This window comes from Streptomyces sp. RLA131 (genome assembly GCF_056270125.1).
Window position 1 is genome coordinate 7,968,435 of the sequence record NZ_JBWDOQ010000002.1, and the last position, 18,143, is coordinate 7,986,577.

16 protein-coding genes, 1 pseudogene and 1 riboswitch are annotated in these 18,143 nt (G+C 70.2%); of the genes and pseudogenes, 7 read left to right on the forward strand and 10 right to left on the reverse strand.

Annotated elements, in window-relative coordinates:
* Window positions 1-453 precede the first annotated feature (453 nt).
* Window positions 454-1,161 (reverse strand): SDR family NAD(P)-dependent oxidoreductase, encoded by a 708-nt coding sequence (locus RWE79_RS36955; RefSeq protein WP_475944796.1) that lies wholly within the window; start codon window positions 1,159-1,161, stop codon window positions 454-456.
* Between the two features lie 102 nt (window positions 1,162-1,263).
* Here RWE79_RS36955 and RWE79_RS36960 point away from each other — a divergent pair, with 102 nt between their 5' ends.
* Window positions 1,264-2,094, forward strand: coding sequence for a helix-turn-helix transcriptional regulator (locus RWE79_RS36960; protein ID WP_475944798.1), 831 nt, complete (start codon window positions 1,264-1,266; stop codon window positions 2,092-2,094).
* A 32-nt stretch (window positions 2,095-2,126) separates the two neighbouring features.
* On the opposite strand, the gene RWE79_RS36965 is transcribed toward RWE79_RS36960, so the two are convergent.
* The 4 genes from RWE79_RS36965 to RWE79_RS36980 all read right to left on the reverse strand — a co-directional run bounded on the left by RWE79_RS36965 (window position 2,127) and on the right by RWE79_RS36980 (window position 7,750).
* Window positions 2,127-4,844, reverse strand: coding sequence for a molybdopterin-dependent oxidoreductase (locus tag RWE79_RS36965; RefSeq protein ID WP_475944800.1), 2,718 nt, complete (start codon window positions 4,842-4,844; stop codon window positions 2,127-2,129).
* Window positions 4,841-5,668 carry an FAD binding domain-containing protein gene (locus RWE79_RS36970; protein ID WP_475944802.1) on the reverse strand — a complete coding sequence of 276 codons (828 nt, stop codon included), beginning with the start codon at window positions 5,666-5,668 and terminating at the stop codon, window positions 4,841-4,843. Before RWE79_RS36970 ends, RWE79_RS36965 begins: the two co-directional genes overlap by 4 nt.
* A gap of 249 nt (window positions 5,669-5,917) precedes the next feature.
* A complete protein-coding gene (locus tag RWE79_RS36975) occupies window positions 5,918-6,979 on the reverse strand; it encodes a TDT family transporter (protein WP_475944804.1) in 1,062 nt (353 codons plus the stop codon).
* 327 nt (window positions 6,980-7,306) lie between these two features.
* Complete coding sequence (locus tag RWE79_RS36980; RefSeq protein WP_475944806.1) at window positions 7,307-7,750, reverse strand: DUF6884 domain-containing protein; 444 nt, start codon at window positions 7,748-7,750, stop codon at window positions 7,307-7,309.
* Window positions 7,751-8,064: 314 nt separating this feature from the next.
* Between RWE79_RS36980 and RWE79_RS36985 the strand changes: the two genes are divergently transcribed.
* Entirely contained in the window at window positions 8,065-10,845 is a 2,781-nt protein-coding gene (locus RWE79_RS36985) for a multifunctional oxoglutarate decarboxylase/oxoglutarate dehydrogenase thiamine pyrophosphate-binding subunit/dihydrolipoyllysine-residue succinyltransferase subunit (protein ID WP_475944808.1), read from the forward strand.
* Between the two features lie 48 nt (window positions 10,846-10,893).
* Here the strand turns inward: RWE79_RS36985 and RWE79_RS36990 are convergent, their stop codons facing one another.
* Together RWE79_RS36990 and RWE79_RS36995 are read right to left on the reverse strand one after the other, a co-directional pair.
* Window positions 10,894-11,943, reverse strand: coding sequence for a GlxA family transcriptional regulator (locus RWE79_RS36990; RefSeq protein ID WP_475944810.1), 1,050 nt, complete (start codon window positions 11,941-11,943; stop codon window positions 10,894-10,896).
* 101 nt (window positions 11,944-12,044) lie between these two features.
* A complete protein-coding gene (locus RWE79_RS36995; protein ID WP_475944812.1) occupies window positions 12,045-12,602 on the reverse strand; it encodes a DUF4232 domain-containing protein in 558 nt (185 codons plus the stop codon).
* Window positions 12,603-12,960: 358 nt separating this feature from the next.
* Between RWE79_RS36995 and RWE79_RS37000 the strand changes: the two genes are divergently transcribed.
* The 3 genes from RWE79_RS37000 to RWE79_RS37010 all read left to right on the forward strand — a co-directional run bounded on the left by RWE79_RS37000 (window position 12,961) and on the right by RWE79_RS37010 (window position 15,118).
* Entirely contained in the window at window positions 12,961-14,406 is a 1,446-nt protein-coding gene (locus RWE79_RS37000) for a hypothetical protein (protein WP_475944814.1), read from the forward strand.
* A 134-nt stretch (window positions 14,407-14,540) separates the two neighbouring features.
* Window positions 14,541-14,750 carry a hypothetical protein gene (locus tag RWE79_RS37005; protein ID WP_475944816.1) on the forward strand — a complete coding sequence of 70 codons (210 nt, stop codon included), beginning with the start codon at window positions 14,541-14,543 and terminating at the stop codon, window positions 14,748-14,750.
* Window positions 14,747-15,118 (forward strand): fic family toxin-antitoxin system, toxin component, encoded by a 372-nt coding sequence (locus tag RWE79_RS37010; protein ID WP_475944818.1) that lies wholly within the window; start codon window positions 14,747-14,749, stop codon window positions 15,116-15,118. The genes RWE79_RS37005 and RWE79_RS37010 overlap by 4 nt, the downstream gene beginning before the upstream one ends.
* A gap of 9 nt (window positions 15,119-15,127) precedes the next feature.
* Here the strand turns inward: RWE79_RS37010 and RWE79_RS37015 are convergent, their stop codons facing one another.
* The 3 genes and pseudogenes from RWE79_RS37015 to RWE79_RS37025 form a co-directional block, all read right to left on the reverse strand.
* A complete protein-coding gene (locus tag RWE79_RS37015) occupies window positions 15,128-15,316 on the reverse strand; it encodes a bleomycin resistance protein (RefSeq protein ID WP_475944820.1) in 189 nt (62 codons plus the stop codon).
* Window positions 15,317-15,346: 30 nt separating this feature from the next.
* Window positions 15,347-15,832: a VOC family protein gene (locus RWE79_RS37020; RefSeq protein WP_475944822.1), complete on the reverse strand. Its 486-nt coding sequence runs from the start codon at window positions 15,830-15,832 to the stop codon at window positions 15,347-15,349.
* 424 nt (window positions 15,833-16,256) lie between these two features.
* Window positions 16,257-16,616, reverse strand: a pseudogene (locus tag RWE79_RS37025) (transglycosylase family protein); the annotation flags it as partial.
* A 5-nt stretch (window positions 16,617-16,621) separates the two neighbouring features.
* Window positions 16,622-16,789: riboswitch (cyclic di-AMP (ydaO/yuaA leader) on the reverse strand.
* A 528-nt stretch (window positions 16,790-17,317) separates the two neighbouring features.
* On the opposite strand from RWE79_RS37025, the gene RWE79_RS37030 reads away from it, so the two are divergent.
* Both RWE79_RS37030 and RWE79_RS37035 read left to right on the forward strand, forming a co-directional pair.
* Window positions 17,318-17,476: a hypothetical protein gene (locus RWE79_RS37030; RefSeq protein WP_475944823.1), complete on the forward strand. Its 159-nt coding sequence runs from the start codon at window positions 17,318-17,320 to the stop codon at window positions 17,474-17,476.
* A gap of 104 nt (window positions 17,477-17,580) precedes the next feature.
* Window positions 17,581-18,087: a hypothetical protein gene (locus tag RWE79_RS37035; protein ID WP_475944825.1), complete on the forward strand. Its 507-nt coding sequence runs from the start codon at window positions 17,581-17,583 to the stop codon at window positions 18,085-18,087.
* Window positions 18,088-18,143 lie beyond the last annotated feature (56 nt).

Below are 18,143 nucleotides of genomic sequence, written 5' to 3' on the forward strand. Positions count from 1 at the left end.
CGAACTCCTCGTTCCCTACCCTGGACATCTCGGCCTACCCGGCGGTCGCAGACGCGCGTGCTGCCGGCGATGGCGGAGGACCGGCGCGCCGAGGTGTTCACGCCCGACCAGTGGCGACGGCTCGCGGCGGCAACCGAACTGACGGTCGCTCCGTCTCCGCCTCCGCAACGACTGCGCACGGCCCTGGACATGATGGCCCGGACGGCGCCCCCGCGGGGTCGGCCCCCGCCGCGACCGGAAGTTCTGGTGGTCTGCGGCGGCCAGGCCGGTGAGGCGTCCGCCGATCTGGAGCCCGGTCCGCCGGACAGGCTGCCGGCTCTGCGGCTCATCTGCCGTCTTGACGCGCCTGATGCGCTCGACGCGCCTGACGCGCCTGTCGCGTCTGTCGCGTCTTCCAATCCCGGCCAGTTCCGCGGACTCGGACTGCACGTCAACCGGCCCTGTCGGTCGGGACTACCAGGGGAGGGTGCCCTCGGCGTCGAAGTAGCCCCCGGTGGGGCCGTCGGGGCCCACCCGGGCCATCCGCACGATGATCTCGGCGCCCTGCTCGACGGTCTGGACGCCGGTGTTCCCGTTGAGGTCGGTCTTGGTGAAGCCGGGCTCCACCGCGTTGATCCGCATGTTCGGGAACGCCTTCGCGTACTGCACGGTGATCATGTTGACCGCGCTCTTCGACGCCGGGTAAGCCACGCCCGGGTAGGCGTACCTCGGGGTGCCCGGGGTGCTGACCTCGGTCAGCGAGGCCAGTCCGCTGCTGACGTTGACCACGACCGGGGCGGCGGAACGCATCAGCAGCGGGAGAAACGCGTGGATGACCCGCACCGTGCCGAAGACGTTCGTCTCGAACGTCCTCCGCATCACGTCGGCGGTCACGTCCGCGGGGCCGATCACGCCGTTGCTGTCGCCGCGCTCCTCGATGCCGGCGTTGCTGACCAGTACGTCCAGCCCTCCGCCGGCCTCGACGGACCGCACCGCGGCCTCCACCGACGCGTCGTCGGTGACGTCGAGCCGGACCACCCGCGCGCCCAGCCGCTCGGCGGCCCCGCGCCCGCGTTCGGCGTCCCGGCTTCCGATGTAGACGGTGTGGCCCGCCGCGATGAGCCGGCGGGCGGTCTCGAACCCGAGACCCTTGTTCGCTCCCGTGATCAGTGTCGCTGTCATGCCTCCACGATGCGGCGGGGCCGCGCGGTCAGCCAGGCGTCCCGTCTTCCTGGGACTGTCAGTACCAGGAAGAATCCGGGCGGGGCAGTGCACAGTGGTGTCATGGCGATCACGGAGTTCGGGCACATGGTGCGGCGCTGGCGGGACCGGGTGTCCCCCGAGGCGGCCGGGCTGCCCGTCGGCGGGCATCGGCGCGCGGCCGGGCTGCGCCGTGAGGAACTCGCCCTGCTGGCCGGGATCTCCGTCGACTACGTGACCCGCCTCGAACAGGGCCGGGCGACCAACCCGTCGGAACAGGTCGTCGAGGCACTGGGCCGGGCCCTGCGCCTGTCCGGGGCCGAGCGCGAGCATCTGTTCCACGTCGCCGGGCTCGTGCCGCCGGGGCAGGGCACGGTGCCCGCGTACATCCCGCCGAGCGTTCAGCGGATGCTGGACAGGCTGACCGGGACGCCCGTCGCGGTCAGCGACGCGACGTGGACGCTGCTGCTGGCCAACCCGCTGTACACGGCGCTGATGGGTCAGTACCGCGGCAACGACCGCAACGCGGTGTGGCGCAACTTCCTCGGCTCGGGCAGCCGCGTCCGCCACACACCGCGGTCCCGGCGCGCGCTTGAGGCCGCGCAGGTCTCCGAACTGCGTACGACGGCGAGCCGGTATCCGGCGGACCAGCGGCTGCGGCGGCTGGTCGCGGAGCTGCGCGCGAACAGTGACCGGTTCGCCGAGCTGTGGGATTCCGGAGCGGTGGGCCGGCACGCGGCGTCGCGCAAGACCGTCGATCACCCGCAGTCGGGACCCTTGACGCTGGACTGCGACGTGCTCAGCGTCGCGGGCAGCGACCTGCGCGTCATGATCTACACGGCCGAGCCCGGCACCCAGGACGCCGAGCGACTCGCGCTCCTCGCCGTCCTCGGCACCCAGACATTCGCCGGATAGCGGCCCCGTCGTGTTGCACACCGGCGGCCGTCTCAGGGCGTCGGTACCGACTGGTTCTCGTTGAGCCGGCTGTAGATCCGTTCCGGGGTCAGGGGCAGCGCGCGGTAGCGGACGCCCGTCGCGTCGTGGAGCGCGTTCGCCAACGCGGGGGCCACCGGGTTGATGCAGCATTCCGCCATTCCCTTCGACCGCATGGGCCCGACGGAATCCGTCGACTCCACCAGGAGCAGATCGGTGCGGGGGATATCGGCGTAGGTGGGGATGCGGTAGTTGCGGAAGTTCGGGTTGACCATGACCCCGTCCGCGTCGACGAGGTGGTTCTCGGTCAGTGTGAAGCCGATTCCCTGGGCGACACCGCCTTCCACCTGTCCCCGGACCTGCGCGGGGTTGATGACCACGGCGGCGTCGGTCGCCTGGACGCTGTAAAGGATGCGGATCTCACCCGTCACCCGATGGACGGCGATTCGGAAGCCCTGCGTATTGGAGGTCACGCTTCGGGGTGAGCCGTAGGCCTTGCGGGCGGCGGTGAATCGAATTCCGCGCGCCCGGGCCAGGGCGACGAGTTCGGCCAACGACAGGCGGTGGTCGCCGCAGACGACACCGCTGTCGTCCATCGTGCACATCACGACATGGATACCCGTGTGTGCGGCGGCGAATTCCAGGATGCGGTCGCGTACGGCGTTGGCCGCTCGGAGTACCGCGTTGCCCGACACGAAAAGGCCCGCGCTCGCGAAGGCGCCGGTGTCGAATCCCGTGCGGTCGGTGTCGGATTGCACCAGCCGAATTCGCGACGGCGTCGTGCCCAGCTGGTTGGCCGCGATCTGGACATGCGCGGTCGACGTACCCTCGCCGAATTCGACGGTTCCGACGGCCAACTCGTATATGAGGTCGTCGCCGAGCGTGACCCAGGCCTCGGAGACGTGTTCGGTCGGGGGTGCGGTCTCGTGCAGTGAACTCGCGACGCCGGTCCCGACGAGCCACCCGGGACCGGGGGACTGCTCATGGGCCGTACGGGCCATGGCGTGGTCCACCAGATCAATGCACTTGCCGAGTCCGTCCTCGGTGAATATCACGTCGTCGGGGCCGTCATCCATGGCGACGAGCGGATCACCCGGTCGCACGATGTTGCGTCGTCGCAGTTCGAGCGGATCGAGATGCAGTGCGAGTGCCAGTTCGTGCATCGCCGATTCCACGGCGAAGGCCGGTTGTGTCATCCCGTAACCGCGCAGTGCCCCGCTCGGAACGGTGTTCGTGTAGACGGAGAACGCGTCGTACTTCTTGTTGGGGCAGCGGTAGATCATGACGGCGGCACCGCCCGCGTACAGCGTTTCGCCGCCGTGGTTTCCGTAGGCGCCCGTGTTCGACACATTGCGGACCTGGAACGCCGTGAGCGTTCCGTCGGCCTTCGCGCCGAGCTTGACCGTCAATGTCATCGGATGCCGTGGCGAAGCCGTTGTGAACTCCTCCTCGCGGGTGTATTCGAAGCAGACCGGCCGCCCGGTGTCCAGGGTCGCGAGTGCGACCAGATCCTCCGATATCACTTCCTGTTTGCCACCGAAACCGCCGCCGACGCGTTTGCAGAACACCCGGAGCTGGTCCGGGCGCAGCCCGAAAAGATATGCGAGTTTGACTTTCCCGATCGACGGCGACTGTGAACTGGTGCGGACGTTCAGCCGACCGTTCTCCATCCAGGCGATCGAGCCGTGGGTTTCCAGATGTGCGTGCTGAACTCGCGGTGAGGAGTACGTGCCTTCGTGGATCACGTCGGCTTCGGCGAACCCCGCGTCGACATCGCCTATGTGTGAGTGGATTTCGAGCAGGATGTTGTGCACGGGATCGCGGACGAACGGATCGTGCGCACCGTGCAGTTGTGGTGCCCCCTCGGCCATGGCCTCTTCGGGGTCGAACACGGCCGGTATTCGCTCGTACTCCACGACGACCTTTCGGCAGCCCTCCTCCGCCGCCCCGACCGTGTCGGCCAGGACCGCGACGACGCGCTGGCCGACGAAACGGACCGTGTTGTCGAGGATGAAGGTGTCGTCGGCATCGACGAGATGATCGGTGTGGATCGCCGTGGTGAAGCGTTTGCGCGGTACGTCTTCCCAGGTGTAGACTCGATGGACGCCGGGAACGGCGAGTGCCGCGGTCTTGTCGATCGAGACGATCCGGGCGTGCGCGTGTGGTGAGTGCAGCACCTTGAGGTGCAGCATGCCGTCGATGTGGGTGTCCATGGTGAACTCGGCGCGACCGGTCACCACGTCGTTGGCCGCCGGCGCGCCGACGCTCGTCCCGACGGCCTTTCCCGGCGCGGCGGTCTCCACGCCGGTGACGCCCTTCACGGCGTCCTCGATCACCCGATAGCCGGTGCAGCGGCAGAGGTTGCCCTTCAACGCCCGCGGCAGGTCCTCTTTCTGGGCCTGCGTGAACGTCGCCGACGTCATGATCATCCCTGCGGTGCAGAAGCCGCACTGGAACCCCGGGGCGTCGCGGAACCGCCGCTGCATCGGATGCAGGTTGCCGGGCGATCCGATGCCCTCGATCGTCGTCACCTCGTGACCGTCCGCGCGGAAGGCAGGGGTGATGCAGCTGTGTACCGGACTGCCGTCCAACCACACCGTGCACGCGCCGCAATCGCCCGCGTCACAACCCTTTTTGACGCCGAAGTGGCCGAGTGAGCGAAGGAAGGTGCGCAGGCACTGGCCGGGGTCCGGTTCTTCGTCGAAGCTCCTGCCGTTCACGACGTACGTCATACCGTGCCCCCGTCCATGAGTTCGCGGCGAATCTCCTCGGCGAAGTGCCTTGTCAGATGGCGACGGTGGTCGGGGGTTCCGTTCGGATCGGCGAACCAGACGCCTGAGGGGATGACGTCGATGCTCTGCTGAAGAGTTCGGGCATCGGGCATGGTGTCGAAAGCGATGCGCACCGGCCGTGTGGTACCGGCTGTGACGGTGAGCGACAGGTCGTTCATTCCTGGAGTCCGAGTACCGATGAGGAATACCGTCGAACGGCCGAGCCGGGTCAGGGCGAAGCGCCGGTGCGCGGTGCGCTTCCTCAGGGCGCGCGCCGGAATGTCGATGCGCCGCAGAATCTCCCCGGGAGCCAGAATGTTCCGGTTGTTGCCGGTCACGAAGTCGAGGGCATCGGCAGTGCGTGCGGACCCGTCAGGAGCCCACAGTTCGTACTGTGCCTCAAGTGCGACCGTCAGCGTGATCATCGGGCCGGCAGGCAGAGACATGCAGATATTGCCGCCGACGGTCGCCGAGTTCCAGACTTTGAACGAGGACAGGAACGCTTCGCAGCTTTCCGCGAAAAGAGTGCCCGCGATCCAGTCACCTGGCAGCCCGAAGACATACAGCTCGCGAATCGTGCATGTCGCGCCGATTTCGAGGCCCGATTCGCTCGGGACGAGGGAATCCCAGCGCAATGCCGTCAGGTCGACCAGACGGCGCGTACTGAGCTGCTGCTCGGAATACAGCCACGTTCCGCCTGCGAGCCAGGCGTCACCTTCGCGCCAGTCCGTGCCTGGCTGATCGGACGGTCGCCGGACGACTTCGGTGATGGTGTTGAGGTCCATGGGGACTGACTCCCTCACGATGACAATCGTGCGACGACCGCCTACCGATCACTCGCGGACCTTCGGCTCGATACGCTCGTCGAATGTCGCCGGGTCACAATGCGCGCTGGGAGCGGCACAACCCGGAGCGACATTGCCGAATTCTGGCCGCTGCGGTCGAAGTGCTCATCCTGAGGGCTGTCCCGGACAGCCCTCAGGAGAGAGCGGCGGGCGCGGAGATTCCCGTCAAGTCTATCGCCGAACGATGGATCACGCCCGGCTCGCCCGGCTCGCCCGCCCGCCCGTGTGCGCGGCGGCGTGGCGCAGTGAGCGGTACGCCACCACGGCCCAGGCGGCGACGAGCAGCGCGTAGAGGACCACGGCAGTCCAGACGAACAGCGTCGAACCGGTACGGGCAGCGAGGGCGCCGGTGCCGGTGACGCAGGCGCCGAGGGGGAAGATGAAGGACCACCAGGTGGCCGCGAAGGGGAGCCCCGCTCGGAACTCCCGTACGGTCAGCGCCGTGGCGAGTGCCAGCCACAGCATCGCGAAGCCCCACACCCCGACTCCGCCCAGCAGCGCGAAGACCGCCGCGCCGTGCCCGTACGGCGCCGGCAGCGCGCTAGGCGCCGCCGTGGCCAGCACGCCCAGCCCCGTCACGATCTGACCCAGCGCCCCCAGGCCGATCCACACCGTGGGCACCATCGCACCAGTGGGCGCGTCATGGTGCACCAGGCGGCTGTAGACCATGGCCAGCACCAGCATTGCCGCCACCAGGCCGAGCCCGAACATCGCGTAACAGCCCAGCAGCAGGGCCAGTCGCGGCTGCCCGGCAGGCATGTGCGGGACCAGCAGCGCGCCCGTCGTGGCCGAGACCAACGGCGGAACCACCGGCATCAGCCAGCCACCGAACGCCGCGTCCGGCGCGAAGCGGTGCCGGGTGACCATCAGGTACGGCACCGTACAGGCCGTGGCAAGACCGAGTGCGGTACCGAGCGACCACAGCGCCCAGTCCACGTCCAGCGCGGCCCGTGCCCCGATCACCGGTCCACCGAGTTGCAGCGCCCCGGCGCCCACCGTGAGCAGCGCCACGGCCGGCGCGCCGAAGAACTGGACCTGCGTCGGATCGGCGGCGTGCAGCCGCAGCGCCCGCTGCCGGACGTAGCCGGCCGTCAGTACGACGAGCAGCAGGCCGGCCCCCAGCCAGACCACCGTGGCGGCGGCCCGCAGCCCGGCAAAGCTCCGGGGCAGGGTGACCGCCGCGTTGGCGACGATGCCGGTGCCCATGACGGCCGCGAACCAGCTGGGGCCGAGCAGCGGACGTCCTGTCACCGTCGCCGTGGGCAGCGGGGGATGAACGAAAACGGAGGGCCCCGGGCCCATGTCGTCCTCGGTCGGGACGGCTCGGGCACTGCTGGGGTGGGGTGTCACGGCGTGGAACGCCTCTTTCCTGGTCTTGGGAATCACCGTCGTGAACCGGCCGGCCGGGCGGCCCAACCCCAACAGATCGCGGGTCGCGGCCAGGTCCGTCGGCCCGTTGTCGTCATGAGGCTATGGCGGCCGTTGGTCCCCGCCCTACAGCAGCAGGCGCCACAACACCCTCACATCAGGACTCGGGACGGGATCGTGATCCTGCCCGGCCGGGCGGGAAGCGGTCTGTCAGTCCGCCGAGCGCGCCATCGCCGCGAGTCGCGCGATCTGCTCGCCCATGCCCCGCGTTCCGCTCAGCGGGGTCAGGGCACGCGGCCACACGGCCTTGGCGAGAGCGACGTGGCGGGCACCGCCGAGGACCATGACGGGGTCGAGGGCGGCAATGCCGCGTCGCGCTGCCTGGTCGCGAAGAAGCCGGGCGGTCACCGTGCCGGCGGCGCCGTGCGGCGTGTCGTAGGGCTCGATCTCGTCGTCGAGGTCGAGCAGACCGTAGCGGGCGGAGAGGATCACGAGCCGATCCGGTCGGAGTGCCTCGGCGGCCCTTCGGCACGCGCGGTGGTAGGAACCGATGTACATCTCCGCCGCCCGGGCGCGGTGGTCCAGCTTGCGCGCGCCACAGGGGACGACGATCAGTTCCGGGGCGACGCCGTCGGTGTAGTCGTGCGGAGTCATGCGGGTCCCTTCCAGGTCCGGGTAGGCTCAGACGTGACGGAGCTCCGTTCGACCTGCGAACGGCACCCACCGTGTGGAACGCGGCCCGGGGCGAGGGCCATGGCCGTACCGCAGGACATCGGAGCCTCGCATCCGGACATGCCGCGGACCCCCGGCGGCGATGTCCTGATCTGCGGCGGTCCTGGCACGATCGGTGCCCCGCCGTGCCGAGGAGCCCTCGTAAGCTCGAAGGTGCTGACGAGGCCGACGGTCCTCATCCCTGCGGACCGCCTCGGCCCAGGCGGCGGCTTGACCGGACGGCCAGGCCGCCCGTGATGGTCTCCGTAAGTGGAAAGAAGGCGTTCTACGCCGTGGCGTCACAATCCGGCAGTGCTTCCTCGGTCTCGGACCAGGTGGAATTCGGTATCAACGAGTGGCTCGTCGACGAATTCCGGGAGCGGTATCTCCGTGATCCCGATTCCGTCGACCCGGTCTGGCGGGACTACTTCCGGGTGTCCGCCCCGACCCACGAGGTCGTGCCCGGGCGTCCCGGAGCGACAGCGCGGGAGGCGGATGCCGACCTTGTGGCCAAGGCGGTCCGCGTCTCGGCCCTGATCCACTCGTATCGGGTCCGCGGGCACCTGGCGGCCGTCACCAATCCCCTCGCCGTGGAGCCGTCTTCCGGCCACCCGGACCTGGAACTTTCGGGACATGGCCTCGATGCCGCTGACGCCGCGCGGGAATTCCCCGTCGACGGCTTCGCGGGACGCGAGGAAATGACACTGCGCGATGTGATGGGCACGCTCCGTGACGCGTACTGCGGCACCACGGGCATCGAGTACATGCACATCCAGAATCCGCAGGAGCGGCTCTGGATCCAGCAGCGCGTGGAGGGTCCGCAGCCCCGCCTCGGGCACGCCGAGCGACTGCGGATCCTGTACCGTCTGGGCGCCGCCGAGGCGTTCGAGACGTTCCTGCACACCAAGTACGTCGGGCAGAAGCGGTATTCGCTGGAAGGCGCGGAGTCGGCAATCGTCCTGCTGGACACGCTGCTTGAGCGCGCCGCGCGGCCGGGCATGCGTGAGGTGGTCATCGGGATGGCGCACCGCGGCCGGCTGAATGTCCTCGCCAACATCGTGGGCAAGCCGTACGCCCAGATCTTCGACGAGTTCGAGGACGCGGTCGACGTCCGGTCCGCGCAGGGCTCCGGCGACGTGAAGTACCACCTCGGGGCCGCCGGCACCTTTCACACCGCGGACGGCCGCTCGCTCGCGGTCTCCGTGGTGGCGAACCCCTCTCACCTGGAGATCGTGGGGCCGGTGGCGCAGGGGGTCGTGCGGGGGCGGCAGGATCTCGCAGACGGCGGCGACCGGTCGTACTCGGTGCTGCCCGTGGTGGTCCACGGCGATGCCGCCCTCGCGGGGCAGGGAGTGGTCGCCGAAACGCTGAACATGTCGCAGCTGCCGGGCTACTGCACCGGCGGTACGGTCCACGTGGCCATCAACAACCAGCTGGGGTTCACCACCACACCTGCCGGTGGCCGGTCGAGTGCGTACGCGACGGATGTCGCGCGGACCGTCGAGGCGCCCGTCTTCCATGTCAACGGAGATGATCCCGAAGCGGTCGTCCGGGTGGCACGGCTGGCCTTCGACTACCGTCAGGCGTTCCACAAGGACGTGGTCGTCGATCTGGTCTGCTACCGGCGCCACGGGCACAGCGAGGTCGATGATCCCTCCATCACGCAGCCGGCCATGTACGACCGCATCGCCGCGCGGCCGTCCATACGGAACCTGTACGTGGAGTCGCTGTACACCGCGGGCGTCATCGACGAGCGGGAGGCCGAACGTGCCCGGCAGCGCTACCGGGACCAACTCCAGCGAGCCTTCACCGAGACCGCCGGGGCCTCCTCGCCCGACCACGAGTCGCTCGCGGCCGGCGCTGTCGCGGATCCCCCGGTCCGCCAGGCCGGAACAGCCGTCGCCGAGCCGACGTTGCGGCGCATCCTGGGCACCCAGACCGACCTGCCGCGGGATTTCACCCCGCACCCGCGGGTCCTGCCGCAACTGCGACGCCGGGCGGCCATGCTCGACGGCGGGAACGTCGACTGGGCCACCGCGGAAGCACTCGCGATCGGATCGCTGCTCCTCGACGGAGTGCCGGTGCGGCTGGCCGGCCAGGATTCCCGCCGAGGCACCTTCGGCCAACGGCATGCCGTCCTCACCGACCGCCGTACGGGCCGGCAGCACACTCCTCTGCAGTCGCTCGGCTCGGGAGCCGCACGTTTCGAGCCGTACGACTCGCTCCTGTCCGAACTCGCCGTGCTCGCCTTCGAATACGGCTATTCGCTGGCCCGGCCGGATGCGCTGGTGCTGTGGGAAGCGCAGTTCGGCGACTTCGCCAACGGCGCCCAGACAGTCGTCGACGAGTACATCGCCTCCTCGGAGCAGAAGTGGGGGCAGCGGTCGGGCGTCGCGCTGCTGCTGCCGCACGGCCTGGAAGGGCAGGGGCCGGACCACTCCTCCGGCCGCATGGAGCGCTTCCTGCAGCTGTGCGCGGACGACAACATGACCGTGGCCAACCCCTCGCTGCCGGGCAACTACTTCCACCTGCTCAGGGAACAGGGCCTCGACGCGCGACGCAGGCCGCTGGTGGTCTTCACTCCCAAGTCCATGCTGCGGTTGAAGGCCGCGACCTCCGGCCTGGAGGAGTTCACCGAGGGTTCCTTCCGCCCGGTCGTCCCGGACACCACGCCGGACCCCGCCCGGATCGAGCGGGTGCTGCTGTGCTCGGGCAAGGTCTTCTACGACCTGGACGCGCACCGGCGCGACTCGGGAGAGGACGGGACCGCCATCGTCCGGCTGGAGCGGCTGTACCCGTTCCCGGCTGAGGAACTGCGAGCGGAACTGTCCAGGTATCCGTCCGGTGTCGATGTGCGATGGGTTCAGGAGGAGCCGGCCAACCAGGGTGCGTGGACCTTCGTCGGGCCGCGCGTCGACCCCCTGATACCCGCCTCTGTGGCGGGTGTGAGCCGGCCGGCCGCCTCCGCTCCGGCGGTCGGGTCGGCTCGCCGTCACGCCGCCGAACAACAGGACCTGGTCCGGCGGGCCTTCGCCTGACGTGGAACGTGCCGTGGTCGCGGGCTGCCTTCAAGGGGGCGGCCGCGGTCACCGGCCGGTCGCGGTGCCGGCGGTGTCCGCTTCGAGTGCGGGCGCCGATGGTGCCTCGGCGTCCGCCACCCCGGTGGTGTGGAACCGCGCCCGGAACGCGCCCGGGGTCACCTTGAGATTCCGTACGAAGGCTCTGCGCAGCGACTCGGGGGAGCCGAATCCGGTGCGGCGGGCGATCACCGCCATGGGGTCGTCGCCGGTCTCCAGCATCGCCTGCGCCGCTTCCAGCCGGATCTGCTCCACGTACCGGGCGGGGGTCGTGCCCACCTCGTCACCGAAGAGCCGGGTCACATGGCGGGAACTGATACTCGCCCTGCGAGCCATGGCGGACAGGGTGTGGTCGGCACCGGGGTCCTCCGCGACGGCGTCCAGCACCCGGCGAAGCGTCTCCTGGCGAGTGTGCGGAGCACGGGCGCGAACGCTGAACTGGGACTGCCCGCCGGGCCGTTGCATGAAGACCACCATGTCCTTGGCGACCGCGCGGGCCACTTCGGCCCCGTAGTGCTCTTCCACGAGCGCCAGTGAGAGGTCGATGCCCGCGCTGACTCCGGCCGAGGTCATCACCTTGCCGTCCTGGACGAAGATCGCGTCGGGCTTGACCTGGACGGTGGGAAAACGCAGGGCGAGCTGCGGTGAGTAGCGCCAGTGGGTGGCGGCGCGCCGGCCGTCCAGAAGGCCGGCGGCGGCCAGCAGGAAGGCGCCGGTGCAGACGGAAGCCGTGCGACGAGAGTTCGCGTCGAGCCTGCGCACGAGGTCCAGCAGCGCGTCGTCCTTGATCAGCTGGTCCCAGCCCGGACCCCCGGGGATCACCAGAACGTCGCTGGTCTCGTGTGCGTCCTCGACGGCCATGTCGACGCCGAGACGGGTGCCCGCCGCGGTCGTCACGTCGTTGCCGTCGGCCGACACGATCTTCAGCCGGTAGCGGCCGCCGAAGTCGTTCGCCGAAGTGAACACCTCGATCGGACCGGTCACATCCAGCAGCCGGACCCCGGGAAAGACGAAGATCGTCACGAGGAGTGAGCCGGTTCCGCCGTGTGTGTGGTTCATCGAATGCCTCCGGACCTGCCGTGCGGGTAGCGTCGATCTTAGACCTAGTAAGTTTGGAAAACAAACTAACTAGGTCTCGCCCCCGCACCGGTGCGACCGGGTCAGCGCAGGGCATTGTTCAGGACGGTACGGGCGGCGGTGCCGGAGGGCTGCCAGCGGGTGGTGAGCGGTTCCCAGACCCGGATCCCCCGGCCCATGCCCACCTGGGCGGGGCGGAACGCGGTGCCCCAGTGCGACGGGTCGCCGGAGACGGTCATGCTGTCCACCACCCGACCGGTGGTGCCCGCCGGGTCGATGGTGCGGACGGCGGCGTACGCGGTGCCGCCTCGCGGCAGCCGGTAGCGGCCGCGCACGACGGGCGGCACCGGCTGGGCGGAGCCGTCCAGGGCACCGAAGGTGACGACCGGGGCCCGGTCCACGGTGCAGGCGCCACGGCCCCGGTTGGTGACGCTGAACAGCACCATGTACCGCTGCCCGGTGGGGGCGGCCCGCAGCTTCAGGCTCTTCTCCTGACACCTGGCGACGGCCGCCCCGGGGGCCGCCGCCGACGCTTCGGTGGCCGTCAGGGCCAGGGCGGACAGGGCCGCCGCCAGGGGGACGAGCAGGGCGGACCCCCGGCCGGGCCCTCGGGCGGACCAGGGGGTGGAACGGTGGCTCATGCCGGCTCCTTCCGTACGATCCGGACATGCCCGGTATGAACGATCATCCGCCTGTCACGCCCGCCGCACCACCACGGCCGGGCACGGCCCACGGGCCGGTTACCCCGGGTGCGCCGTGACACGCTCCGCGGATGGGACGGCCGGGCCCCTCGGGAACAGCCGGCAGCAGCGGAGCCACGCGCTCCCGCAGGTCGTCGGTCGTCCGGAACGGGCCCGACCGCACCCGCCGACCGGCTGCCGGACACGCCCGCGCCACCGAGGGCGACCGCCCGGCAACCTTTTCCCGTGCGGTGACGACTGGTGGGGGACAGGACAGGCGCGGGATTCGCGCCGTCCGTACAGGAGGACTTCACAGCTCATGGGACGACGTACGGCAGTGACCGCCAGACATGGTGACCGAGGCCCCCGAAAGCGGCTGACCCTGACGGCGGCGGCCGCCGCCCTGGTGGGGCTGGCGGTGTACGGTACGGCGTCGGCCGTGGGCAGCGACGAGCCGGCGCAGACCACCGGCGCCACCGCGACGGCCACGGCCACGGCGAGCCGCTCGCTCGCCGACCGGCTGACGACGACCTCGGTGGCGCTGCCCAAGAAGCTGTCCTACCTCTCGGCCGGTTACAACAACACCAGGGAGTGGACCCGCGTCACGACCGCCGTCGCCCCCGACGGCACGCGCCGCGTCGCCTGGCCGGCCTCCGACGGGGTACACGTCACCACACTGACCACCGCCGGGGCCCGCTCCGGCACGGACGCCGTGGTCAAGGGCGCCAAGGAGGTCGGCGGCCTGGTCGCCCACAACAACGGCTTCGCGCTGCTCACCCGCGTCCCCGACACCAACAAGTGGGACGAGACCGCCGCCGCACTCGTCCGCTGGAAGAACGGCTCCAAGGCGTGGACCAAGAAGCTCACCGGCACCGCCAGTCACGACACGTCGCCCACCCTGGACGGCCAGTTGAAGTGGAACGGCACGAAGTACGGGGCGTACTTCGTGGTCCACGGTGCGGGCGGCTTCGCCGACGGCCACTTCGGTGACAAGCTCGCCTACGTCGGCACGAGCGGCAAGAAGCTCAGCGGCGGCTGGGACTGGGGGTGCAGCCACAACGAGGGCATCGCCCTCAACCCCGAGAAGACCGGCGCCTTCACCTCCCTCTGCTTCGACGACTGGCGCTCCGGGCTCCTGGTCTCCACCGGCATCGGCGCCCCGGACGACGCGCCCGTGGTCCAGCGCGAGCAGTGCTGGGCGGGCTACTGCGGCGGCACGTACGCGGGCCGTACCGGCGAGATCGTGAAGTCCTCCACGGGCCGCTATGCGACCGCCTACGCCTCGCGCGGCGCCGCCTCCGCCAAGAAGAACCCGGACGACTCCAGCGGGCGCGGCTGGACCGTCACCCCGAAATGGAAGACCCACCAGGTCACGGTCGCCTTCCTGAAGAACCGTTCCACCGCCTCCGGCAAGCCCGTCAACCTCACCACCGCCGCGGGCACCGACCATGTCAACGTCCATGTGGCCCCGTACGGCAAGACCAAGCTCCTGGTCTCCTGGGAGAGCGTCAAGAACGCCAAATGCGCCGACGGCACCTGCACCGGCACCTTCACCGGGACGCACCTGCGGCTGATCGACTGGAAGGGGAAGTTCCTGACCGCCGACAAGGTCGTCACGGCGCGCATCGCCGGGGACATCGCCGTGCTCCCCGACGGCGACCTCACCTGGGCCTATGCCCCCGCCACCCCGACCTACCGGAGCGCGCTGACCGGATCGTCGCCGACCACGGCCAAGCTGTCGGTGGCACGCCTCGACGTCTCCTGAACCCCGGGTCACCGCAGACGGCGTCGCGCCGTCGCGCCGTCGCGCCGTCGCGCCGTCGCGGTGTCCGGCCCCCCGCCCGCACGGGCCGCTATCAGCTGCTACCAGCCGCTGCTACAAGGTGGTAGCTTGCCGGTATGGCGAAGACCCAGGTGAACCTCCGGCTCGACGAGTCCACGGCCAAGATGGCCAAGGACGCGGCGGCGACGCGTCATGTGCCGGTCAACGAGTACGTCGCGGAGCTGATCAAGGCCGACAACGAGGGGCTCTACGAGGTCTTCCTGGCCGGCGCCCAGGAGGTCCTGGACACCTACGGCGACCTCATCGACGAGATCGAGGCCGCGTGACCCTGCACGTGGACCTCGCGTGGATCCTGGAGGTCGCCCGCCGTACCGGCGAGACCGACCCCGCGCCGGAGGACTACGGCGTGGCGATCGCCGCCGTCGAACGCCACCGGGCCGTGCTGACCGGCCAGGATGTCTACCATGGCCGATTCGCCCGGGCCGCCGCGCTGACCCACACCCTGGGGCGGCTGAAGTGGCTGGAGCACTCGAACCTGCGGGTGGCCGTCGCTGTGGCCCACGGCTACCTCGTGGCCTCCGGCGCCGAGGTGAAGCTCACCCAGGCCGGAGTCACCGCCCTGGCCGCCGAGCTGAAGAGGCCCGACTCCACGGCGGTCTCCGTCACCGACGTGCTGCGCACCTGGACCACCTGAGCGCGGCGTTCAGCGCCGGAGTGTCTCCATGTGGAGCCCGGCGTCGCCGGCGGCCTCGTCAGGAGTCCGGCCGTCCTCACGGGCGACGATGTACGCGGCGTACCAGTCCGACCACTGGTGCGCGGGGGCACTCGCCTCGTACGGGCCGTGGTGCTCCTCGGTCTCACGCAGAAGTGCTGCCAACGTGGGGACGTCCATGGCGGATCCTCCTCGGTGCTACGGGACTCGTCATCGTCCGGGCGCACGCTCCTGAACCCCTTGCAGCAGCCACCCGTTGCCGTCCGGGTCGCTGAACGAGGCGTACGAGGCGTAGCTGCGGCCGTCCGGGTCGGGGCCGTCCACCTGTTCTTCGGCACCGGTGTCGTAGGTGTGGTGGAAGACCTCGCTCACCTCGGCGCCCTTGCTGATCAGGTCGGCGCGGGCCCGGTCGAGGTCGAAGACCACGAGGTAGCCCCGGGCGGAGCCCGGCGGCGCGGGGGTGACGCCGCGGCCGAAGTGGATCGAGCATGCCGACCCCGGCGGCGTCAGCTGCACGATCCGGAATGCCGGGCCGGCCTCGTAGTCCGCGTCGAGCCGCCATCCCAAGCCCTGGTAGAAGCGCAGGGCACGGTCGACGTCGGCGACCGGAAGGACGATGACCTCGACCTTCATGTCCACGACCGGCTCTGTGCCGGCGTCCGTTGCGCTGTCCTGCGCTGCCTGCTGGGTGCTCATGTCGACCTCCCGTGACGGATCGCCCGGACACGGTCGTCCAGCGAAGCGTCCGGAAGCGCACGCGCAGCTCTTCGGTAGAGCGCTGCGGCTGTTCGTCGTCGGCGTCGCTGCGCCGCCGGTTCTTCAACGATGGCATGGGCGGGTAGGCCTCGCACCTGGGGAAATCCCGCGGCCGGTCCCGTGGTTGAACCCCCGGGGGGGGCATGGCGTTCGCGCCGGGAACGGCAGCGCCCGAGGCGGCGGAACCGCGGTCACGTACGGTCCGGGGCGATACGTCAACGACAGCGTGACCGCCACCGTATGCGGTGGCGGTCACGACGATCACGGGCCGCGTCCTGCGACGAACGCGTGTGCAGGATGCCTCGCCGTCCGTTCATGCCGGCGGTTCAGCGCGCGGGTTGACCCGCCGGCCGGGCGATTGTCAGCTCAGGGGACCGGCGTGCGCGCACTCCCAGGCACCCGGGCCCTGCATGGCGAGCAGCTTGTTCGCCACCTGGATCTGCTGGCTGCGGGTGGCGTGGTCGGCGCGGGACGCGAACTTCGTGCCGCCGGCGGCGGCCCAGCTGGAGGGGGAGAACTGCAGGCCGCCGTAGTGGCCGTTGTGGCCGCTGTCGTGGTTGGCCCAGTTGCCGCTGGACTCGCACTGGGCAACGCGGTCCCAGACGGAGGCCGGGGTGGCGGAGGCGGATGTGGCGCTGAGCAGCGGAGCTGCGATGGCGGCACCGGTGATACCGGCGAGAGTGGCGAAACGGACGGCCTTGGAGGCGCGGCTGATCTTAGCCATGTCGAGGAGTTCCTCACCGACGCCTGCGAGGTCAGCTGTCGGGTTCGGACGTGAGTTGCCCGGCGGCGCGTTGACGCGTCGCTTCACCCCAAGCCGGTGCGTTCACCACATACGTGGTCCGCACCGGCGGAGAACCTTGGGTCCCCCGCTCCTGCCTACGGCGCTTTCGCGTCGACTGTTCCCGTCGGTCGGCGGCAGGACTCGGCGTTCCTGACCGGCGGGGCTCACGGTGGCGAGCAATGACGACCGTAAGCGGACATCACCGGCAAGAACAAACACCCCAAGATCGAAGGTTAGCGTATATTTCACCCAGGAAATTTCACATAATCCCAGCTCAGAAGGTGCGAAACGGACATCGAATCCGGCTGGAGCGGCGCCGGCCGCGAGAGGCACGTCACATGAGCGGCGGGGTCGGTGCCACTCTCCGGTCGGCGGCGCATGCGCACAGTCACCGATCGCGGCGGTCGAACGCGCGTCGAGCGCACCCCCCGGCCCGCTGGGCGGAACAGGGCGCGACAGCCATCCGCCGGGCACCCGACGGTTCCCCCGGACGGCCCGACAGGACAGTCCGACGCCATTGGAGGCGGGGAGGCCCTTGCCGCGGCCGGACATCCCGCTCGGGCGGCCGGAAGTCACGGCGCGACGCATCGCACGGCCGATCCCTCGCGGGGTCCGGCACCGGCGGGGCGGGGGTCCGGCGAATGAGTGGCGGAACGGAACCGGCCGTGGAGGGCGCGGTGGTCTCGCTGCCGAAGGGCGGCGGCGCGGTCGGCGCCGTGGGAGAGAAGTTCGCTGCCGACCTCTTCGCCGGTACGGGCAATCTCACGGTGCCGAGCGCGGTTCCCTTGTGGACGCCATGACCTGATTGGCCGTCAGCTCGGTCGCCCGTCGTGTGAGCCTTGGCGCGGCGGGCGGAACTCCCGTCCGGTGTGCGCTATCGTCCGGCTCGGGGAGGGGCGGAGACGTGGGACAGCTGACCAGGATCGAGGAACAGGTCGCCGCGGTCGACGCGGCACTCAGGCCGATCGCGGAGCGGCCGGTGGACACCGCCGATCCCGACTGGGCGGTGAAGACGCGGCAGGGGCCCGCCCCGCAGGACGAGGCAGGTGTCCGGACCCAGGCCGAGTCCGCGCTGACAGAACTGATCGCCGCCTACGAGCACGGCGACGAGGCACTTCGCGCCTCCGTACGCGGCCTCTTCGCCCGCTACACCGCGTTCCGTTGGGCCGTACACCTGCCGGTCACGCCCACCCCCGAGGGATTCCGGCTCCGCCTGCTGCACATGTCCGCCGTCGACCAGGGCTCCGACACGCGTGACGAGCTGCTCGCGCTGCGCGACCTGTGCGCGGACGCGCGGGACGCGGGCGTCGACCTCCGGCCGATCCTGCGGGAGGTGGCGCAACTGTCCAGCCACGAGGACAAGTACGGGATGGGTTCCATGCGCGACATCCTGCTCCGCGTCGCGCGGTGACTGTTCTCGGGCCAACGAGTCACCGGATTCCCGGCCGCCTGAAATCGCGGCGGAGA